Origin of the sequence: Enterobacter cloacae complex sp. BZL2005 (assembly GCF_049238885.1) — a bacterium.
GTDB classification, from domain to species: Bacteria; Pseudomonadota; Gammaproteobacteria; order Enterobacterales; family Enterobacteriaceae; genus Enterobacter; species Enterobacter roggenkampii.
This window is the reverse complement of sequence record NZ_JBMKGI010000013.1, coordinates 38533-59263: the sequence shown is the minus strand read 5'-3', so window position 1 is coordinate 59263 and position 20731 is coordinate 38533. Positions and strand designations below refer to the sequence as shown.

General features: G+C 58.3%; 20 protein-coding genes. 5 read left to right on the top strand and 15 right to left on the bottom strand.

Annotated elements, in window-relative coordinates:
• Position 1 precedes the first annotated feature (1 nt).
• The 8 genes from ugpE to livK form a co-directional block, all read right to left on the bottom strand.
• Entirely contained in the window at positions 2-847 is an 846-nt protein-coding gene (gene ugpE, locus ACOTXI_RS18865) for a sn-glycerol-3-phosphate ABC transporter permease UgpE (RefSeq protein WP_013099125.1), read from the bottom strand.
• Positions 844-1731, bottom strand: coding sequence for a sn-glycerol-3-phosphate ABC transporter permease UgpA (ugpA, locus tag ACOTXI_RS18860; protein WP_008503352.1), 888 nt, complete (start codon positions 1729-1731; stop codon positions 844-846). Before ugpA ends, ugpE begins: the two co-directional genes overlap by 4 nt.
• A 157-nt stretch (positions 1732-1888) precedes the next feature.
• The gene (ugpB, locus tag ACOTXI_RS18855) at positions 1889-3205 is read right to left on the bottom strand and encodes a sn-glycerol-3-phosphate ABC transporter substrate-binding protein UgpB (RefSeq protein ID WP_023326491.1); all 1317 of its coding nucleotides are present in this window, start codon (positions 3203-3205) and stop codon (positions 1889-1891) included.
• Positions 3206-3452: 247 nt separating this feature from the next.
• Entirely contained in the window at positions 3453-4166 is a 714-nt protein-coding gene (gene livF, locus ACOTXI_RS18850) for a high-affinity branched-chain amino acid ABC transporter ATP-binding protein LivF (RefSeq protein ID WP_008500102.1), read from the bottom strand.
• A 1-nt stretch (position 4167) separates the two neighbouring features.
• A complete protein-coding gene (gene livG, locus ACOTXI_RS18845; RefSeq protein ID WP_008500101.1) occupies positions 4168-4935 on the bottom strand; it encodes a high-affinity branched-chain amino acid ABC transporter ATP-binding protein LivG in 768 nt (255 codons plus the stop codon).
• Positions 4932-6209 (bottom strand): branched chain amino acid ABC transporter permease LivM, encoded by a 1278-nt coding sequence (gene livM, locus ACOTXI_RS18840; RefSeq protein ID WP_008500100.1) that lies wholly within the window; start codon positions 6207-6209, stop codon positions 4932-4934. The genes livG and livM overlap by 4 nt, the downstream gene beginning before the upstream one ends.
• Positions 6206-7132 (bottom strand): high-affinity branched-chain amino acid ABC transporter permease LivH, encoded by a 927-nt coding sequence (livH, locus tag ACOTXI_RS18835; RefSeq protein ID WP_008500099.1) that lies wholly within the window; start codon positions 7130-7132, stop codon positions 6206-6208. The genes livM and livH overlap by 4 nt, the downstream gene beginning before the upstream one ends.
• Before the next feature lie 46 nt (positions 7133-7178).
• Positions 7179-8288 (bottom strand): high-affinity branched-chain amino acid ABC transporter substrate-binding protein LivK, encoded by a 1110-nt coding sequence (gene livK, locus ACOTXI_RS18830; RefSeq protein ID WP_008500098.1) that lies wholly within the window; start codon positions 8286-8288, stop codon positions 7179-7181.
• A gap of 424 nt (positions 8289-8712) precedes the next feature.
• Between livK and panM the strand changes: the two genes are divergently transcribed.
• Positions 8713-9096 (top strand): aspartate 1-decarboxylase autocleavage activator PanM, encoded by a 384-nt coding sequence (gene panM, locus ACOTXI_RS18825; RefSeq protein ID WP_008500097.1) that lies wholly within the window; start codon positions 8713-8715, stop codon positions 9094-9096.
• Between the two features lie 177 nt (positions 9097-9273).
• Here panM and livJ read toward each other — a convergent pair whose 3' ends face one another.
• The 6 genes from livJ to ftsY all read right to left on the bottom strand — a co-directional run bounded on the left by livJ (position 9274) and on the right by ftsY (position 16259).
• Positions 9274-10374: a branched chain amino acid ABC transporter substrate-binding protein LivJ gene (gene livJ / locus ACOTXI_RS18820; RefSeq protein ID WP_072205821.1), complete on the bottom strand. Its 1101-nt coding sequence runs from the start codon at positions 10372-10374 to the stop codon at positions 9274-9276.
• 197 nt (positions 10375-10571) lie between these two features.
• On the bottom strand, positions 10572-11837 hold the full coding sequence (locus ACOTXI_RS18815; protein ID WP_008500095.1) for a 4-aminobutyrate--2-oxoglutarate transaminase: 1266 nt from the start codon (positions 11835-11837) through the stop codon (positions 10572-10574).
• Between the two features lie 136 nt (positions 11838-11973).
• Positions 11974-12831: an RNA polymerase sigma factor RpoH gene (rpoH, locus tag ACOTXI_RS18810; protein ID WP_008500093.1), complete on the bottom strand. Its 858-nt coding sequence runs from the start codon at positions 12829-12831 to the stop codon at positions 11974-11976.
• Between the two features lie 251 nt (positions 12832-13082).
• Positions 13083-14138, bottom strand: coding sequence for a permease-like cell division protein FtsX (gene ftsX / locus ACOTXI_RS18805; protein WP_023326488.1), 1056 nt, complete (start codon positions 14136-14138; stop codon positions 13083-13085).
• Positions 14125-14796: a cell division ATP-binding protein FtsE gene (ftsE, locus tag ACOTXI_RS18800; RefSeq protein WP_008500091.1), complete on the bottom strand. Its 672-nt coding sequence runs from the start codon at positions 14794-14796 to the stop codon at positions 14125-14127. Before ftsE ends, ftsX begins: the two co-directional genes overlap by 14 nt.
• Positions 14797-14798: 2 nt before the next feature.
• A complete protein-coding gene (gene ftsY, locus ACOTXI_RS18795; RefSeq protein WP_046092572.1) occupies positions 14799-16259 on the bottom strand; it encodes a signal recognition particle-docking protein FtsY in 1461 nt (486 codons plus the stop codon).
• Between the two features lie 127 nt (positions 16260-16386).
• On the opposite strand from ftsY, the gene rsmD reads away from it, so the two are divergent.
• A complete protein-coding gene (gene rsmD, locus ACOTXI_RS18790) occupies positions 16387-16989 on the top strand; it encodes a 16S rRNA (guanine(966)-N(2))-methyltransferase (RefSeq protein ID WP_008500089.1) in 603 nt (200 codons plus the stop codon).
• Positions 16973-17254 carry a DUF1145 family protein gene (locus ACOTXI_RS18785; protein ID WP_008500088.1) on the top strand — a complete coding sequence of 94 codons (282 nt, stop codon included), beginning with the start codon at positions 16973-16975 and terminating at the stop codon, positions 17252-17254. Before rsmD ends, ACOTXI_RS18785 begins: the two co-directional genes overlap by 17 nt.
• 82 nt (positions 17255-17336) lie before the next feature.
• On the opposite strand, the gene ACOTXI_RS18780 is transcribed toward ACOTXI_RS18785, so the two are convergent.
• Complete coding sequence (locus tag ACOTXI_RS18780) at positions 17337-17696, bottom strand: DUF2500 domain-containing protein (protein ID WP_008500087.1); 360 nt, start codon at positions 17694-17696, stop codon at positions 17337-17339.
• A gap of 129 nt (positions 17697-17825) precedes the next feature.
• Between ACOTXI_RS18780 and ACOTXI_RS18775 the strand changes: the two genes are divergently transcribed.
• Together ACOTXI_RS18775 and zntA are read left to right on the top strand one after the other, a co-directional pair.
• Positions 17826-18452 (top strand): lysoplasmalogenase, encoded by a 627-nt coding sequence (locus ACOTXI_RS18775; protein ID WP_058653800.1) that lies wholly within the window; start codon positions 17826-17828, stop codon positions 18450-18452.
• 76 nt (positions 18453-18528) lie between these two features.
• The gene (zntA, locus tag ACOTXI_RS18770; protein WP_058653799.1) at positions 18529-20700 is read left to right on the top strand and encodes a Zn(II)/Cd(II)/Pb(II) translocating P-type ATPase ZntA; all 2172 of its coding nucleotides are present in this window, start codon (positions 18529-18531) and stop codon (positions 20698-20700) included.
• Positions 20701-20731: the final 31 nt, after the last annotated feature.

Below are 20731 nucleotides of genomic sequence, written 5' to 3'. Positions count from 1 at the left end.
CTTATTTCTCGCTATCGACCAGGCCGCGGACAAACGCGCGCTGCATGGCTAAAACAATGACTACGGGTGGGATTAGGGTGAGCAGCATCGCCGCCATCACCTGGTTCCAGAGGGTGGTGCCTTCGCCGGTGGCAATCATGCCTTTGATGCCCGCCACGGCGGTGCCGAGATTGACGTCCTGAATAATCAGCAGCGGCCACAGGTACTGGTTCCAGCCGTAGATAAAGGTGATCACAAACAGCGCCGCAAGGTTGGTTTTCGACAGCGGCAGCACGATGTCACGGAAGAAGCGCATCGGCGAGGCGCCGTCGATGCGCGCGGCTTCAATCAGCTCGTCCGGCAGGGTCATAAAGAACTGGCGGAACAGGAAGGTGGCGGTCGCCGAGGCCATCAGCGGCAGGGTGAGGCCCGCGTAGCTGTCGAGCATCTTCAGGTTGGCGATCACTTCCACCGTCGGGAAGATACGCACCTCCACCGGCAGCATCAGGGTAATGAAGATCATCCAGAAGAAGAGGTTGCGCAGCGGAAAGCGGAACCAGACGATGGCGAAGGCCGAGAGCATCGACACCGTAATTTTGCCGACCGTAATGCCGAACGCCATGATGAAGCTGTTGAGCATCATCAGCCAGAACGGCGCGCTGTTGGCGCCCACGCCCTGGGTCCAGATGGTCTTCATGTTCTCGAACAGATGCGTGCCTGGGATCAGCGTCATCGGCGTGTCGAACACCGCTTTGGTGTCCAGCGTGGCGGCGACAAAGGCCACGTACAGTGGAAACAGGATGACGATGATCCCCAGAATCAGCATGGTGTGGCTGAAAATCGTCAGCCCGCGACGGTTCTCAATCATTGGTAGCGCACCTTACTTTCAACATAGCGGAACTGCACCACCGTGAGGATGATGACGAGGAACATCAGCACCACCGACTGCGCGGCGGAGGCCGAGAGATCCAGCCCGGCGAAGCCTTCGCGGTAGATCTTATAGATAAGCGTGGTGGTCGCCTGCACCGGACCGCCTGCGGTGGCCGCATCGATCACCGGGAAGGTGTCGAAGAAGGCGTACACGAGGTTAACCACCAGCAGGAAGAAGCTCACCGGGGCGATCAGCGGCAGCGACAGCCTGAAGAAGCGACGAATCGGCCCTGCGCCGTCAATCGCGGCGGCCTCCACCAGCGAACGCGGGATGGACTGCAGCGCGGCAAAGAAGAACAGGAAGTTGTAGCTGATCTGCTTCCACACCGAGGCGAACACCACCAGGAACATGGCCTGGCCGCTGTTCTGGGCGTGGTTCCAGTCGTAGCCGAACTCTGCCAGGAAATGGGTAATCAGCCCGCGCCCCGGGTTAAACAGGAAGATCCACAGCACGGCGGCGACGGCGGGCGCCACGGCGTACGGCAGCAGCATCAGGGTCTGATACAGGCGGCTGCCGCGCACCACATAGTCCACCAGCGCGGCGAAAAACAGCGAGGCAACAAGGCCGCTGACGGTGACCAGCGCGCTGAACCTGATCGTCGTCCAGAAGGCGTCCAGGTAGTAGCTGTCATGGAACAACGCGGTAAAGTTGTCCAGCCCGACAAACTGGCTGGAGAGCCCAAACGGATCGACGCTTTGTACCGAGTACCACAGCGCTTCGCCCGCAGGCCAGATAAAGAAGATAACGGTGATGACCAGCTGAGGCGCGACCAGCAGGTACGGCAGCCAGCGGGAACGGAACACCGGACGGGATGATGACATTGAGATTGGGTTCCTGAGCAATGCCGGGTGGCGGCTACGCCTTACCCGGCCTACAAATATTTCTCCCTCTCCCCGTTGGAGAGGGTTGGGGTGAGGGCATCAGCCCGCACGATCCCCGTAGGCCCGGATCGCTACGCGTCACCGGGCGAATCACGGATTACGATTTCGTCGACTGCTCAAAGCGGCGCAGCAGCTGATTCCCGCGCTCTACCGCGGAATCCAGCGCCTGCTGTGGCGTTTTCTTCCCGGTCCAGACGCTTTCCAGCTCTTCATCCACGATGGTGCGGATCTGCGGCATGTTGCCCAGGCGCAGGCCTTTGGTGAACGGCAACGGCGGCTTGTTCAGCATCTGACGCGTCGCGATATCCGCGCCCGGGTTCTTGCTGTAGAAGCCCTGCTCGCGGGTCAGGTCATACGCGGCTTTGGTGATCGGCAGGTAGCCGGTCTTCTGGTGCCATTCGGCGGCGTTTTCCGGCTTCGCCAGGAAGTCAAGGAACTCGGCCACGCCTTTGTAGGTGCCCTTGTCTTTACCCTGCATCACCCACAGGCTCGCCCCGCCGATGATGGCGTTCTGCGGCGCGCCCTTCACGTCGGCATCGTACGGCATCATGCCCACGCCGTAGTTGAATTTGGCGTAGTGACGGATATCCGCCAGCGAGCCGGAAGAGGCGGTGGTAATGGCGCAGTCGCCGTTATAGAACTTCTCGGTGGATTCGTCTTTACGCCCGAAGTAGCTGAAGTCGCCCTTCTTGTTCAGTGCTTCCAGCAGCGCGATGTGCTTCACCTGCTCCGGCTTGTTAAACTCCAGTACCGCGTCGGTGCCGTCGAAGCCGTTGTTTTTGGTCGCCACCGGCAGGCCGTGCCAGGCGCTGAAGTTTTCGATCTGGATCCAGCCCTGCCAGCCGCTGGCGTAGCCGCACTTCATTCCCGCCGCTTTCAGCTTCGCGGTGTATTCGGCCAGGTCCTGCCAGGTTTTTGGCGGCTGCTCCGGGTCTAAACCGGCTTTCTTGAAGGCGTCTTTGTTGTAGTACAGCACCGGCGTGGAGCTGTTAAACGGCTGAGACAGCAGATGTCCGGTTTTGGAATCGGTGTAGTAACCCGCTACGGTTGGCACGAACTGGGATTCATCGAAGTTAATACCCGCTTCTTTGAACACTTCATAGACCGGCTTGATGGCTTTGGAGGCCATCATGGTGGCGGTGCCCACTTCATAAACCTGTAACAGTGCAGGCGCGTTGCCGGTACGGAAGGCGGCGATGCCCGCGCTCAGGCTCTGCTCGTAGTTGCCTTTGTACACCGGCACAATTTTGTAATCCGGATGGGTGTCGTTGAAACGCTGCGCCAGGGAGTCAACTTCTTTACCCAACTCCCCTTCCATGGAATGCCAGAACGGAATGGTCGTCACAGCCATTGCATTCGTCGCAAAAGCCAGACCCAGTGCCAGACCCAAAGCTGTGTGTCGTAACGATGTCATTGTCATCTCTCTTATTGTGCCGGATGCGCGATATCACGCGTTTTATGCTCGCGAGGTAACATGACATGCTCGAATGACAGAAAAATAACTGTTTGTTTACAGATAAGTGACAGCAAAGGGTCAGGGGGATGATGGTTGTGTGAAGGGGTGTAGTGGTTAAAAAAGCCGGGTGGCGGCTACGCCTTACCCGGCCTACTCGATCCCTGTAGGCCCGGTAAGCGCAGCGCCACCGGGCGATACAGACGGCTCAGCCGCCCAGGTAAGCGCTCCGCACCGCTTCGTTCGCCAGCAGCGCGTCGCCGGTGTCTTCCAGCACCACGCGGCCGTTCTCCAGCACGTAGCCACGGTCAGCCAGCTTCAGCGCCTGGTTGGCGTTCTGCTCAACGAGGAAGATGGTCATCCCCTCTTTACGCAGCTGCTCAATGGTGTCGAAAATCTGCTGGATGATGATCGGCGCCAGGCCGAGCGACGGCTCATCCAGCAGCAGCAGGCGCGGCTGGCTCATCAGCGCGCGGCCGATCGCCAGCATCTGCTGTTCACCGCCTGACATGGTGCCTGCACGCTGGATGCGACGCTCCCACAGGCGCGGGAAGAGTTCGTACACCCACTTGATGCGGGTCTGGTATTCATCGCGGTGGGCGAAGAAGCCGCCCATCGCCAGGTTCTCTTCCACCGTCATACGCGAGAACACGCGACGCCCTTCCGGAACAATCGCCACCGCCTCGCGCATGATTCTGGCGGTCTGCCAGTCGGTAATGTCTTTGCCGTCAAACACAATCCGCCCGCTGGTGGCGCGCGGGTCACCGCACAGGGTGCCGAGCAGCGTGGTCTTACCCGCGCCATTGGCGCCAATCAGGGTGACGATTTCACCCTGGTTGATATGCAGGCTGACGTCGTGCAGCGCCTGGATCTTGCCGTAGTGCGCATTGACCTTGTCGAACGTTAACATCGCTTTTTCCATCTTATGCCTCACCCAGGTATGCGCGGATCACGTCCGGGTTGTTGCGGATCTCTTCCGGCGTGCCGTTTGCCAGCGGCGTACCCTGGTTAACCACGTAGATACGGTCGGAAATGCCCATCACCAGCTTCATGTCGTGCTCAATCAGCAGAATGGTGGTGTCGTGGTGATCGCGCAGTTCGGCAATCAGCTCGTCCAGCTCTTTGGTCTCTTTCGGGTTGAGGCCCGCCGCCGGTTCGTCGAGCATGAGGATTTCCGGCTGCGTCACCATGCAGCGCACAATTTCCAGGCGACGCTGGTCGCCGTAGGCCAGGTTGCTCGCCTGACGGTTGGCGTGCTGCAGCAGGCCAATGCGGTCGAGCCAGGTGGCGGCGCGATCGAGCGCTTCATCCTGGGCGCGGCGGAAGGCCGGGGTTTTCAGCAGGCCGGAGAACAGCCCGGTTTTCAGCTGCTGATGCTGCGCCACCAGCAGGTTCTCAATCACCGTCATCTCGCGGAACAGACGCACGTGCTGGAAGGTACGCACTACGCCCATGCGGGCAATCTGCTGGCCCGGCAGCCCTTCAAGATGCTGATCGCGCAGCATGATGGTGCCGCCCGTCGGCTTGTAGAAGCCGGTCAGGCAGTTAAAGACCGTGGTTTTCCCCGCGCCGTTCGGGCCAATCAGGGAGACAATCTCTTTCTTGTGCAAATCCAGATTCACGTTGTTGACCGCCAGCAGGCCGCCAAAACGCATCATCAGACCGTTAACGGATAATAATGGCTGACTCATGCCTGCTCTCCTTTCGCTTGCCCGTTCTTCAGCTTCAGCTGTGGACGGGTCATCGGCAGCAAGCCCTGCGGACGCCAGATCATCATCAGCACCATCAAACCACCCAGCATTAACATGCTGTATTCGTTAAAGTCGCGCATCAGCTCGCGCGAGACCACCAGCAGGATGGCCGCCAGGATAACGGCGAACTGCGAGCCCATCCCGCCCAGCACCACAATCGCCAGCACAAAGGCGGATTCGGCAAAGGTGAACGATTCCGGGCTGACGAAGCCCTGACGCGCGGCAAACAGCGTCCCGGCAAAACCGGCAAACGCGGCGCTGATGGTGAACGCGGTCAGCTTGATGCGGGTCGGGTTCAGGCCCAGGGAGCGGCAGGCGATCTCATCTTCGCGCAGCGCTTCCCACGCGCGGCCCAGCGGCATGCGCAGCAGGCGGTTAATCACGAACAGGGTGATGACCACCAGCAGCAGCGCCACCAGATAGAGCCAGATGACGCGATCGGACGGGTCATACTTCACGCCGAAGAAGTTACTGAAGGTGTCCCAGCCGCCTTCGCGGGCGGTGCGGCTGAACTCCAGGCCGAAGAAGGTCGGTTTCGGGATCTGGCTGATGCCGTTCGGGCCGCCGGTCACTTCGGTGTTATTCAGCAGCAGGATACGGACGATTTCACCGAAGCCTAAGGTCACAATCGCCAGGTAGTCACCGCGCAGGCGCAGCACCGGGAAACCGAGCAGGAAGCCTGCGGCGGCAGAGACCAGCCCTGCCAGCGGCAGGCAGGTCCAGAAGCCGAGCCCGTAATAGTGGTTCAGCAGCGCGAAGGTGTAGGCACCGATGGCGTAGAAGCCGCCGTAGCCCAGCACCAGCAGACCTGAGAGCCCCACCACCACGTTCAGACCGAGACCGAGGATCACGTAGATCATGGTCAGGGTAGCGATATCCACGGTTCCACGAGACACCACGAACGGCCACGCCACGGCAGCCACCAGCAGCGCCACGAGGAACAGCTTCTGCTTAACGGTAGACCCGTCGATGGCCGGCAGGACGAATTTCGGCCCGGAGACGTTTTTCAGCGACTTCTGGAACAGCGGACGCAGCAGCTGGAACAGGAACACCACGGCGGTACCGATAAACACCCACTGCCAGCGGATGTCGGGGGCGGTATCCACCACCAGTTTGGTGCCATTCAGCTCAAGCTGGACGCCCATAAAGACGCCTGCCAGCACGAAGAACATGGCGGCAGAGAGCAGCGCCATTGCAAAATGCATCGGTTTCATACTTTCTCTACCTCCGGACGGCCCAGAATACCGGTAGGCATGACCAGCAGAACCAGAATCAGCAGGGCAAACGACACCACGTCTTTATATTCCGTGCTCAGGTACGCCGAAGAGAGCGCTTCCGCCACGCCCAGGATCAGGCCGCCAATCATCGCGCCCGGAATACTGCCGATACCGCCCAGCACCGCCGCGGTAAAAGCTTTCATCCCGGCCATAAAGCCGATGTACGGGTTGATCACGCCGTAGAACTGGCCGAGCAGCACGCCTGCGACGGCAGCCATCGCGGCGCCAATCACGAAGGTCAGGGCAATCACGCGGTCGGTGTTGATGCCGAGCAGGCTCGCCATCTTCAGGTCTTCTGCGCAGGCGCGGCAGGCGCGTCCCATCCGCGAGTAGCGGATGAACAGCGTCAGGGCCAGCATCGCAATAAAGGTCACGACCCAGATAACCAGCTGCATGGTGGTGATAGAGGCCGCGAAGTTTTCGCTGGCTCCCACAATCCACTGGCCGTTAAACAGGCTTGGCAGCGCCACGTCGCGCGAGCCTTCGGTCAGGCTGACGTAGTTTTGCAGGAAGATCGACATCCCGATGGCGGAAATCAGTGCAATCAGACGCTTGGAGCTGCGCACCGGCCGATAGGCCACGCGCTCGATGCTCCAGCCGTAGGCGCTGGCAATCACAATCGCGCCGACAAACCCGGCGGCGACCAGCAGCCAGCTGCTGTCGATGCCCATCATCATCAGGGCGGCGATAATCATAAAGGAGACATAGCTACCGATCATGTAGACCTCGCCGTGGGCGAAGTTGATCATGCCGATAATGCCGTAAACCATCGTATAGCCGATGGCGATCAGCGCGTAGGTGCTTCCCAGCGTGACGCCGTTAAACATCTGCTGCAGGAAATAGAGAAACTGCTCGGACATATGCAAACCTTTTTATACCCGCCCGTCATGCCGGGCGGTGGGATAATTATTTGGCGGCCGAAGACGAACCGTCGGCGTGCCACTTAAAGACACCAAACTCAAATCCCTTCAGATCGCCTTTCTCATCCCAGTTCAGCGGCCCAATCACGGTGTTCGCCCCGTGTGCTTTTAAATCTTTCACCAGATCCAGCGGTTCTTTGCTGCCGGTACGATCCAGCGCGGTGGCCAGAGACTGTACGGCGGCATAGGTGATCCAGACGTACGGACCACTCGGATCTTTCTTCTGCGCCTTGAGCGCATCCACGATAGCCTTGTTGGCCGGATCCTGGTCATATCGTTTTGGCATCGTCACCAGCATGCCTTCGGCAGAATCCCCGGCGATGTTGGACAGGGAGGCATTGCCCACGCCCTCTGGCCCCATAAACTGAGTTTTCAGACCGGTGGCGCGCGCCTGACGCAGCATCTGCCCCATCTCCGGGTAGTAGCCGCCGTAGTAAACAAAGTCGATATTCTCTTTTTGCAGACGGGCGATCAGCGCGGAGAAGTCTTTCTCACCGGCGGTAATGCCGTCGAAGAAGACGATGTTCGCGCCGCCTTTTTTCAGGCCGTCCTGAACGGAGCGCGCCAGGCCTTCGCCGTACTGCTGCTTGTCATGAATAATGGCGATACGCTGCGGCTTGACGGTTTCAAGGATGTATTTGGCGGCGGTAGGCCCCTGAGAGGAGTCCAGACCGGCGGTGCGCATGATGTGCTGGTAGCCGCGCTGGGTCAGCTCAGGGTTAGTGGCGCCAGGGGTGATCATCAGAATGCCTTCATCTTCGTAGATGTCAGACGCCGGCTGGGTGGACGATGAGCACAGGTGGCCGATCACATACTGGATGCCATCGTTGACGATTTTGTTGGCGACCGCGACGGCCTGTTTCGGATCGCAGGCGTCGTCATACTCCACGCCCACCAGCTTGTCGCCCTTGATGCCGCCCTTAGCGTTGATGTCTTTGATGGCCTGGCGCGCACCGTTGAACTCCATGTCACCCCACTGGGCAACAGGGCCGGACATCGCCCCCACTACCGCAACTTTTATGTCTTCCGCCATGGCGGCATGCGAGATCGACAGTGCGACCATCCCCGCGATTAACGTCTTCGCGTTCCTTTTCATCTCTGAATCCCCATTCGTGATGTCGTGTTTATATTTTGTTTTATTATGGTTAAAAAGCATTCTGTACTTTTAATGAACAACGCTATTTTTACCAGTGCCTTTAATGGTTTAGCGCAGGTTTTTGTCAAAAACCAGACTAAAATCTCTATTTTTCAGGCGATTAAGCAAAGATAATATTCTGAAATCAGGCAGAGATAAACAAATAAAAGTGCAGTTTGCAGCATAAAATAACGGTACAAAGCGCCGAATAAATCACTGCCATTCAGGTTAAAATCCTGCTTATTTTTCGATCCATGTGTTTTCAAACTGCCCAACGCGTTGCCAAAAAACTAATCACCTGGCAAACGGCGATAAAAAGAGGAAGCCGCTGAGCGAATAAATTGAGTACACTGCCTCTACTCAATTTGATTTGGACAAGCAGCTAATGAAACTGACTATCGTGCGTCTGGTGACCTTTAGCGACCAGGATCATATCGACCTGGGCAAGATCTGGCCGGAATATTCCCCTTCGTCGCTGGCCGTCGACGAAAATCACCGTATCTATGCCGCGCGCTTTAACGAGCGTCTTCTGGCCGCCGTTCGCGTAACGCTGAGCGGCACGGAAGGGGCGCTGGACTCGCTGCGCGTGCGTGACGTGACCCGCCGTCGCGGCGTGGGGCAGTATTTAATTGAAGAAGTGCTCCGCGAAAACCCGGGCGTGACATCATGGTGGATGGCCGACGTGGGCGTGGAAGACCGCGGCGTGATGGCGGCGTTTATGCAGGCGTTAGGGTTTACGGCGCAGGAGAGCGGGTGGGAGAAGCGCTAAAAGAAAGCCGGGTGGCGGCTGCGCCTTGCCCGGCCTACAATTTCTACCGCATTTTCCCAAGCATTTCGTGTTGCAGGAAGGCGGCAAGTTATGAAATCCCCGGGAGCTTACATAAGTAAGTGACCGGGGTTGAATAACGCAGCCAACGCACCTGCGGCGCGAAAGGCGACGGGAAAATTATTTGGCGTCTGTCGCCGTGCCGTTCGCATGCCAGTCAAACACGCCGAACTCGAAGCCCTTCAGGTCGCCTTTCGTGTCCCAGGAGAGAGGCCCCATAACGGTTTCGACGGTGTTCGCTTTCAGCCAGGTGGCAATCTCAGCCGGATCGGCTGACTGGTTCAGGCCCGCCTGCAGCGACTGCAGCGCCGCGTAGGTGGTCCAGACGAACGCGCCGCTTGGATCCTGTTTCTTCGCCTTGATGGCATCTACGATAGGTTTGTTCGCAGGGACCTGGTCGTAGTTCTTCGGTTTGGTCACCAGCAGGCCTTCGGCGGATTCACCCGCGATGTTAGACAGAGAAACGTTCGCCACCCCTTCCGGGCCCATGAACTGGGTTTTCAGACCGGCCGCGCGCGCCTGGCGCAGGATCTGGCCCATTTCCGGGTGGTAGCCGCCGTAGTAAACAAAGTCGATATTCTCTTTCTTCAGACGCGCAACCAGCGTGGAGAAGTCTTTCTCACCGGCGGTGATCCCGTCGAAGAACACCACGTCGGCATTGGCTTTCTTAAGGTTGTCCTGCACTGAACGCGCCAGACCTTCACCGTACTGCTGCTTGTCATGAACAATGGCAATGCGTTTCGGCTTCACTTTTTCAACGATGTATTTCGCCGCGGTTGGGCCCTGGTCAGAGTCCAGACCGGTGGTGCGCAGGGTCAGCTTGTAACCGCGTGCGGTCAGCTCTGGTGCGGTCGCCGCCGGGGTGATCATCAGAATACCTTCGTCTTCGTAGATGTCAGACGCCGGCTGGGTAGAGGAAGAGCACAGGTGACCGATAACGTATTTGATCCCGTCGTTCACCACTTTGTTCGCGACCGCGACCGCTTGTTTCGGGTCACAGGCATCATCATATTTTACGATCTGCAGTTTTTCGCCCTTGATACCGCCCTTAGTGTTAATGTCTGCAACCGCCTGTTCTGCGCCAGTAAACTCCTGGTCGCCGTACTGCGCTACCGGACCGGACATGGCGCCAACCACAGCCACTTTGATGTCTGCCTGCGCCATGGTGCTGAATGCCAACGCGATACATCCTGCCAGTAACGCTTTACCCTTCATGTTCATCCTGAGATTCCCCATTATTATGGTTATTACGATTGTTGTGATGTTGTTGTGCAGCGCTTTATTTCAGTTATAGGTGTGCTGTTCGCGCTTTTTCAGCATACTCTGCTAAAACATACCCCATTTTTATGATTTTGGAATAGCAAATTTGAAATGAATATATGATAAGCCCGGCAAAGAGTTCCGCCGGGCATGTGGCTTTAACGTGTCAGCGACGCGGAGATAATGTCCAGCGCTTTACGGAACTGCACTTCGGGAATCGTCAGAGGATAGAGGAAACGAATGACGTTGCCGTAGACGCCGCAGCTCAGAAGCAGCAGACCTTCTTGCAATGCCCGCTCCTGCACCTGGCGGGTAAATTCCGGCGAAGGCTGACCCGTTTGCGGATCGTTAAACTCCACCGCCACCATCGAGCCCTGCGCGCGAATATCCGCGATATACGGGCAATGTTCCTTCGCCTTGTTCAACACTTCCACCAGGTGATGGCCAAGATGCGCCGATCGCGTGCAGAGATCCTCTTCGTCAATCACGTCCAGCACGGCGTGCGCCGCCGCAATCGCCAGCGGGTTACCCGCGTAGGTACCGCCCAGCCCACCCGGCGCGGGGGCATCCATCACTTCAGCACGGCCCGACACCGCCGAGAGCGGCATCCCGCCCGCCAGGCTTTTCGCCATAGTGATCAGATCGGGCTTCACGCAGTGATGTTCCATCGAGAACAGCTTGCCGGTGCGGGCGAAACCGCTTTGCACCTCGTCGGCAATCAGCAAAATGCCGTGGGTATCGCACAGGGCGCGCAGCGCCTGCATAAAATCAGCCGGGGCGATGTTGAAACCGCCCTCTCCCTGAACCGGTTCGAGAATAATCGCCGCGACCTGGTCAGGGGCAATATCCGCTTTAAAGATGCGTTCCAGGCTTTTCAACGCTTCCGCCGTGCTGACGCCGTGCAGTTCATTCGGATACTGGGCGTGATACACCGAGCCGGGGAAAGGTCCAAAGCCGAGCTTGTACGGCGCAACTTTGCCGGTCAGCGCCATGGTCATAAAGGTGCGGCCGTGGAACGCGCCACCGAAGGTGATAAGGCCGGGGCGTTTGGTAAAGGCGCGGGCAATTTTCACCGCGTTTTCGACCGCCTCAGCCCCCGTCGAGAAGAACGCGGTTTTGGCCGGGCCGTCAATCGGCACGCGCTGGTTGATGCGCTCGGCAAGCGCCACGTAGCCTTCATACGGCACAATCTGGTAGGCCGTGTGGGTAAACGCGTGGAGTTGTTTTTCGATGGCGGAAATGACTTTAGGATGGCGATGGCCGGTATTCAGCACCGCGATCCCGGCGGCGAAGTCGATGTACTCATTGCCTTCCACGTCCCACACCGTGGCGTTTTCGGCTTTATCGGCATAGAAGTTACACATCACGCCAATGCCGCGCGGCGTCGCCTGTAACCGCCGGTCGTTCAGTTCGTTGTTTTTCACCCTGTCCCCCTGAGAAAGTCGCCTGCTTAGCGCATCAGTAAGTGTTTGCCAGGGGGAGGGAATTCGCCAGAGCGGGCGCTAAAAAAACAAAACCCCCAGACTCTCATCCAGGGGTTCTCGGTGTACTTCGCGTTAATTACGCTTCGATAGCGGCGCGAAGTTTCTTCATGGCGTTCTTTTCAAGCTGACGGACACGTTCCGCAGAGACGCCGTAGCGGTCGGCCAGCTCCTGCAGCGTGGACTTGTTGTCTTCGTCCAGCCAGCGGGCGCGGATGATATCCTGGCTACGTTCGTCGAGGCCTTCCATCGCATAGCTCAGCTTGTTCGCGGCCTGATCTTCCCAGTTGTCCTCTTCGATGCCGTCAGCAAAGTTAGAGGTTTTATCCTGCAGATACAGAACCGGTGCCATCGGCTGGCTGTCAGATGCGTCGTCGTCGGAGGACATATCGAAGGTCATGTCCTGCGCGGCCATACGGGATTCCATCTCACGCACGTCTTTGCTGGATACGCCCAGCTCGCGCGCGACCATTTCCACTTCATCCTGATTGAACCAGCCCAGACGCTGCTTGGTTTTACGCAGGTTGAAGAACAGTTTGCGTTGCGCTTTTGTCGTGGCGACTTTCACGATACGCCAGTTGCGCAGCACGTATTCATGAATTTCTGCTTTGATCCAGTGGACGGCGAAGGAGACCAGTCGCACACCCACTTCCGGGTTAAAGCGACGCACAGCCTTCATCAGGCCGATGTTACCTTCCTGAATCAAGTCCGCCTGCGGCAGGCCATAGCCCGCATAATTACGAGCAATGTGAACAACAAAGCGCAGGTGAGACAGGATCAGCTTTTTCGCTGCTTCCAGATCGCCCTGGTAATGCAGCTTTTCAGCAAGCTCCTTTTCTTCCTCGGCCGTTAACATCGGCCAGGTGTTCGCAGCCCGGATATAAGATTCCAGGTTACCAACAGGGGCTAAAGCTAAAGTTTGCATTTCTTTGGTCATTCATTCCTCTCAGTGTTTCTTCTGGTCCAGGCTGTCCCCGTCAGGCAACAACCATGCCAAAGCGTTTGAGCAACGAGATTAGCATTCACTCTTTTATCAGACAGTGATTTTATCCACAAGTTCCAGGTGCAACGGTGAATAAATTACGCACAAAATGTGACATGGAGATGATAACAGGGGAAGAGACAACAGGGACGCTTTCCCTGCAGAGCGAACATCTCGGTGCAGGGAAAGATTATATCACGCTTTTATTAGTCGGGAGTAAAGTGACGTAAATGTTGAACGGTTGCCAGCCACGCTGCCACCCACCCAATCATCGAACACACCAGCAGCAGTAACAGGCACTCATCGAACCCTAAGCCGCTGATATCAAACTTGGTTCCGAAAACCTGCGCCACTTCAGTCACGGCAGAGGAAAGCCGCATCACCAAAATTTCTGACAATATCAGTGAAAGAAATGCGCCGGAAAAACCGAGCAGTGCGCCACCGTAGAGGAACGGTCGGAGGATGAAGCCATCCGTCGCACCAATCAGTTTCTGCACGTTGATGGTATCGCGACGAGCGAAGATGCTCAGACGAACGCTGTTGCCGATGACGAGGAAGACCGCCGCCACCATCAGCACGCCAATCATCGCCGCGACGCGGCCTACCAGCCCGGTCAGAGCAGCGAGACGCGCAAACCAGCTGTCATCCATGCGCACTTCATCAATGCCCTTAATGCGCGTGATGCGATCGCGCAGGGTGTTAAGCGAATCGGTCCCCTGGAAATCCAGCTTCGGGATCACCACCGCCACGGCGGGCAGCGGGTTCTCTTCAAGCATATCCAGCGCACCGCCAAAGCCTGACCAGTTGCGGAACTCGCCCAGCGCGTCTTCACGTGAGAGATAGTTGACCTTCTCCACGCCCTGCTCGGCCTGAATTTGCCCAACCACCTGCGCCGCCGCGTTATCGTCGAGCGCTTTATCCAGATAGACCGTGATCTGCGGAGACGGATAATACTGCGACGCTGCCTGGTTGACGTTCTTGTAAACCATGTAGCAGACGCTTGGCAGCGTCAGGGAGATGGCGATTACCATCACCGTCAGGAACGTCGCCAGCGGTTTGCTTTTCAGGTCCTGCAGCGCGCCGTGGAACGCGTAGCGCACCTGCTCGTTAAAGACGTTGGTTTTGCGGGAGGCCGGTTTTGGCGCGGCCTTCTGGCGCTTCGGCGCATTACGATTGCCGTCACCCCCGCCCTGCGGCTTACGGAAACGGTCAAACCGGTTCCCGAACTGCCGAATCTGGTTTATTGCATCACGCTTGTTCACCGTGGCCTCCGTGCAAATGCCCGTCGCTCAGGGTCAGCATGCGGTACGAACGACGGGAAATCAGCCCGATGTCGTGCGTTGCCATCAATACGGTAACCCCTACGCGGTTAAACTCCTCAAACAGACGCAAAATCCCTTCTGACAGGGCATCGTCCAGGTTACCGGTCGGTTCATCCGCCAGCAGCACCGCAGGCTTGTTCACCACCGCGCGGGCGATACCCACGCGCTGCTGTTCACCGCCGGAGAGCTGGATCGGGAAGTTCTTCGCTTTGTCCAGTAGCCCGACCTTATCCAGCGCCGCAGAGACGCGGCGGCGGATATCGTCATAGCTGGCGCCGGCAATAATCAGCGGAATGGCCACGTTATCGAAAACGGTGCGATCCATCAGCAGGTGGTGATCCTGGAAAATCATGCCGATCTGACGACGCAGGAACGGCACCTCACGGTTTTTCAGACGGCTGATCTCATGGCCGCTGAAAAAGATTTTTCCGGCGCTTGGCCGCTCGATCCCACAGATAAGCTTGAGCAGGGTACTTTTCCCCGCGCCGGAATGGCCGGTCAGGAATGCCATCTCGCCCGGCTGCAGGTGAAAGGTCACCCCCTGCAGCGCTTGTCTCCCACCGAGATAGGCCTTGCTGACGTGTTCAAAGCGAATCATTGTTAGTCCTCTCGGGCAAATAATGCCTCAATAAAGTCGTCCGCCTTAAACGGACGTAAATCCTCAATACGCTCGCCCACACCGATGTAACGGATAGGAATGCCGAACTGGTCGGCCACGGAGAAGATCACCCCGCCTTTCGCGGTGCCGTCCAGTTTGGTCAGCGTGATCCCCGTCAGTCCTACCGCTTCATGGAACAGCTTCGCCTGGCTGATGGCGTTCTGTCCGGTGCTGGCGTCAATGGTCAGCATAATTTCATGCGGTGCGTCTTCGTCCAGCTTCTTCATGACGCGAACGATCTTCTTCAGCTCTTCCATCAGGTGCGATTTGTTCTGCAAACGCCCTGCGGTATCGGCAATCAGCACGTCCACGTTGCGCGCCTTCGCCGCCTGGATGGCGTCAAAGATCACGGATGCGGAATCCGCGCCGGTATGCTGAGCAATCACCGGGATGTTGTTGCGCTGGCCCCAGACCTGCAGCTGCTCAACCGCCGCCGCACGGAAGGTATCGCCCGCCGCCAGCATCACCGATTTGCCCTGCTGCTCGAACTGACGCGCCAGCTTGCCGATGGTGGTGGTTTTACCCACGCCGTTCACGCCGACCATCAGAATAACAAATGGTGTTTTGCCTTCAATATTAAGCGGTTCGTCAACTTTTGCGAGAATTTCACCCATCTCGTCTTTCAGCAGGCCGTACAGCGCTTCGGCGTCACGCAATTGCTTGCGGCTCGCCCCTTCGGTCAGATTGGCAATGATCTTACGGGTGGTTTCCACCCCAACGTCCGCAATCAGCAGCTGCTCTTCCAGCTCTTCAAACAGATCGTCGTCGATCTTCTTGCCGCGGAACAGACTGATAAATCCGGAACCTAAGTTTTCTTTGGTTTTAAGCAGGCTGCGCTTCAGGCGCGCGAAGAAACCCTCTTTGGTCGGTTTTTCCTGCTCCTGAACGGTCTCTTCTTCGGCCTGCTCTTCTACCGGCACAACGATGACCGCTTCTTCAGCCGCTTCCGCCGCCAGCGCCTGGGCTTCCAGCTCTTCGTCGGTTAGCTCCGGCTCGAGCGCCGCTTCTTCTTCCACCGCCTCAACGATTTCAACGGTTTCCGCTTCGGCCTGCCACTCTTCGGCAGACACCGCTTCGTCTTTGACCTCTTCCGGCAGCGGAAGCTCTTCGTGTTCGATAGCGGCCTGTGGCGCTTCGATAGCGGCTTCTACGACAACCGGTTCTGGCTTCTCGCTCTCCTGAACCTGTTCAGTGACCTCAACCACCTCTTCAGCAAAGGTTTCAACCTCTTCTTTGCTGTGCGCCGTTTCTTCCGCATCGACAACCGCGGCGGTTTCTACTGGCGTTTCAGGCTGCGATGGCTCTTCAACGGCTTGTTGCTCTTCGGTTTTCTGTTCTGTTTCTTGCTCTTTTTCACCGAAGCCCAGCCAGGAAAAGAAGCCACGTTTTTTTTGTTTTGCCATCTGCGACTACACTCCTCGCGGCGCTATATACATGGAAGCTAAAAAAATGATGAAATAGTCTAACACTTTACTTAATTGACATCACCGCCCGCAATCGCAGGCCAATTGTTAACAGAGCTTTCCTGAGATGAAGAAACCCAACCGCGCCCCGGCCGGTCAAATTCGTATTATCGGCGGTCAGTGGCGAGGCCGGAAATTACCGGTGCCGGACAGCCCCGGTTTACGCCCTACTACCGACCGCGTGCGCGAGACGCTGTTTAACTGGCTGGCCCCGTCAATGGTAGACGCCCGCTGCCTGGACTGCTTCGCCGGTAGCGGCGCGCTCGGGCTGGAAGCGCTGTCGCGCTATGCTGCCAGCGCCACGCTGCTGGAGATGGAGCGCGGCGTGGCGCAGACGCTGCAGCAAAATCTGGCGACGCTGAAAGCGAGCAACGCGAAAGTGGTTAACACCAACACGCTGAGCTTCCTCGCGCAAAAGGGCACGCCGCACACCGTGGTGTTTGTCGACCCGCCGTTCCGCAAAGGGCTGCTGGAAGAGACGTTATCCCTGCTGGAGCAAAACGGCTGGCTGGCGGATGACGCATTGATTTACGTGGAAAGCGAAGTGGAGAACGGTTTGCCGCCGGTTCCCGCTCACTGGGATCTGCACCGTGAAAAAGTGGCAGGTCAGGTTGCTTATCGTCTGTATCACCGTCAGGCACAAGGAGGATCCGATGCCGGTACTGATTAATCTGGGACGTTTGCTGATGCTGGGCGTCTGGGCGTTTTTGCTGCTCAACCTGGTGCACCCGTTCCCGCGCCCGATGAATATTTTTGTTAACGTCGCGCTGATTTTCACCTCGTTCATGCACGCCCTGCAGATGGTGATGCTGAAAAACGGTCTGCCGAAAGATGGCCCGCAGATGACGGGCTGGCAGCAGCTGCGCGTGTTTATTTTCGGCGTGTTTGAGCTGCTGGTGTGGATGAAGAAGTTTAAGGCGCAGGTGAAGAAGTAAGGTGCGTTTAGTCGCCAGGTGGCGCTTCGCTTACCGGGCCTACGAAACCACGTAGGCCGGGCAAACGCAGTGCCGACCGGCGTTACAACTCCGGAACAAACCCCTCAAATCGCGATCCTTTGTAACTCAGCGTTCCTTTTTCCCCCACCGTCAGCTGATGGTACTGCTGCGCCTCCAGGCGGAAGGTCATCTCCAGGCCGCCCGTTTCCGGCTTAAAGCTCGCTTCATAACGCATTGTTGTGCCCGCAGGCGTCACCTGCTGCTGGCGCGAGCGGCGGTCATTGAGCGGCTTTTCGCGTTTGTTCGTCACCACCACGCGCTTTTGCATCAGCGGCGCGGCATCGTTATCCGCCTTCTCGCGGCGCTGCTGCACGAAGCGGAACGAGGCGGCAATGACGATAATCGCCACCACGATAATGAAAAACAGCGGCATCTTGCTCATTCAACTATCCCATCAGATTATGCGGAATTCAGGATACCCTGCCTTCCCCGGCATTGCCAAACGCCCGCCCGCGTCACTACACTGGATCAGAAACTGATTATTCAGACTTAACAGATACAGGGAGTTAATATGCTTTGGTCATTTATCGCTGTCTGTTTTTCCGCATGGCTTTATGTCGATGCGTCGTACCGTGGTCCCACCTGGCAGCGCTGGCTGTTTAAACCCGTCACGCTGTTGCTGCTCCTGCTGCTGGCCTGGCAAGCACCGATGTTTAATGCCGTCAGCTATCTGGTCCTCGCCGGGCTGTGCGCCTCTCTGATTGGCGATGCCTTAACCCTGCTGCCGCGCCAGCGCCTGCTGTATGCCGTAGGGGCATTTTTCCTGTCACATCTGCTGTATACCATCTACTTCGCCAGCCAGATGACGCTCTCTTTCTTCTGGCCGCTGCCGCTGGTCCTGCTGGTGATTGGTGCCCTGCTGATCGCGGTGATCTGGTCGCGTCTGGAAGAGATGCGGTTGCCGATCTGCACGTTTATCGCCATGACGCTGGTGATGGTATGGCTGGCAGGTGAACTGTGGTTCTTCCGTCCGACCGCTCCGGCAATGTCCGCATTCTTCGGGGCCGCGCTGCTACTGCTTGGGAATATCGTGTGGCTGGGTAGCCACTATCGCCGCCGTTTCCGGGCGGATAACGCGATTGCCGCCGCCTGTTACTTTGCCGGGCACTTCCTGATTGTGCGTTCGCTGTATATCTAAATAACGCTTGACTCTGGAGTCGACTCCAGAGTGTATGCTGCGGTTAATGAGAAAATTATCATTGCCGGAGACTGCCATGTCGACTCCAGAAACACCCAAAAAAGTCCCTCAATTCTCGGCGCTTAAGCTCAGTCCCGTTCCGTCGAAAGACGACTGCTGCTGCGAAGGCGCGTGCGAAACGCAAACTCAAACGCTTCCTGAAAGCGGCAACCGCTACAGCTGGGTCGTTAACGGCATGGACTGCGCCGCCTGCGCCCGCAAAGTGGAAAATGCGGTGAAACAGGTGCCGGGCGTCAGCCACGTTCAGGTGCTGTTCGCCACCGAAAAGCTGCTGGTTAGCGCCGATAACGACGTCAGCAAACAGGTTGAAGACGCGGTAAACAAGGCGGGTTACAACCTGCGTAGTGAAGCCGCGCCCGCGGAAAAAGCCTCTTCACTGAAAGAAAACCTGCCGCTCATTACCCTGATCATCATGATGGCCCTGAGCTGGGGGCTGGAACAGATCAACCATCCGTTCGGCAACCTGGCGTTCATCGCCACCACGCTGGTCGGGCTGTTCCCGATTGCCCGTCAGGCGCTGCGTCTGATGAAAAGCGGCAGCTGGTTCGCCATTGAAACGCTGATGAGCGTGGCGGCCATCGGCGCGCTGTTTATTGGCGCGACGGCAGAAGCGGCGATGGTATTGCTGCTGTTCTTAATCGGTGAACGTCTTGAGGGCTGGGCGGCGAGCCGGGCGCGTAAAGGGGTCAGCGCGCTGATGGCGCTGAAGCCGGAAACCGCCACGCGCGTAGTAAACGGCACGCGTGAAACGGTCGCCATCACGACCCTGCGTCCGGGCGACGTGATAGAAGTTGCGGCAGGCGGACGCCTGCCTGCCGACGGCGCGCTGCTTACCGCCACCGCGAGCTTTGATGAAAGTGCCCTGACCGGTGAGTCCATTCCGGTTGAACGTGCCGCAGGTGAAAAAGTGCCTGCTGGCGCCACCAGCGTCGACCGTCTGGTGCAGCTCACCGTGCTTTCCGAGCCGGGTGACAGCGCCATCGACCGCATCCTGAAGCTGATTGAAGAGGCCGAAGAGCGCCGCGCGCCGGTCGAACGCTTTATCGACCGCTTCAGCCGCATCTACACGCCCGCCATTATGCTGGTTGCCCTGCTGGTCACCGTCGTCCCACCGCTGTTCTTTGGCGCGCCGTGGGAGGGGTGGATTTATAAAGGGCTGACGCTATTGCTGATCGGCTGCCCGTGCGCGCTGGTGATTTCCACCCCGGCGGCCATTACCTCCGGGCTGGCGGCTGCGGCACGTCGCGGGGCGCTGATTAAGGGCGGCGCGGCGCTGGAGCAGCTGAGTCAGGTGCAGCATATCGCCTTCGATAAAACCGGTACGCTGACCGTCGGCAAGCCGCAGGTCACCGGTGTGTATCCGCAGGAAATCAGTGAAGACGAACTGCTGATCCTGGCCGCCGCCGTTGAGCAGGGTTCCACTCACCCGCTGGCGCTGGCGATTGTGCGAGAAGCGCAGTCGCGCGGGCTGAATATCCCACCGGCAACCGCTCAGCGGGCGCTGGTAGGCTCCGGGATTGAGGCCACCGTTGACGGTAAAAAGGTACTGATTGTCGCGGCGGGCAAGTCTTCTCATCCAGAGGTGGAGGCGTTAGAACAGACCGGACAAACTGTCGTGACCGTTATGCAGGACGGCGTCGCAAAAGGGATGCTGGCGCTGCGCGACACCCTGCGCGATGACGCAAAAGAGGCCGTGGCGGCGCTGCATCAGTTGGGCGTGCAGGGCGTGATTCTCACCGGCGATAACCCTCGCGCGGCGGCAGCGATTGCCGGTGAGCTGGGGCTGGCGTTTAAAGCCGGATTGCTGCCGGCGGATAAGGTCAGCGCGGTAACGGAGCTGAACGCGCACGCCCCGCTGGCGATGGTCGGTGACGGTATTAACGATGCCCCGGCGATGAAGGCGTCCACCATCGGCATTGCGATGGGCAGCGGCACCGACGTGGCGCTAGAGACGGCGGACGCGGCGCTGACCCACAACCGCCTGACCGGACTGGCGCAGATGATCGATCTTGCGCGGGCGACGCGTGCCAACATCCGCCAGAACATCGGCATCGCGCTGGGGCTGAAGGGGATTTTCCTGGTGACCACCCTGCTCGGCATGACCGGACTGTGGCTGGCGGTGCTGGCGGATACCGGCGCGACGGTGCTGGTGACGGCGAACGCGCTGCGGCTGCTGCGTCGCCGGTAAAAAAACGCCCGGTGGCGCTGACGCTTACCGG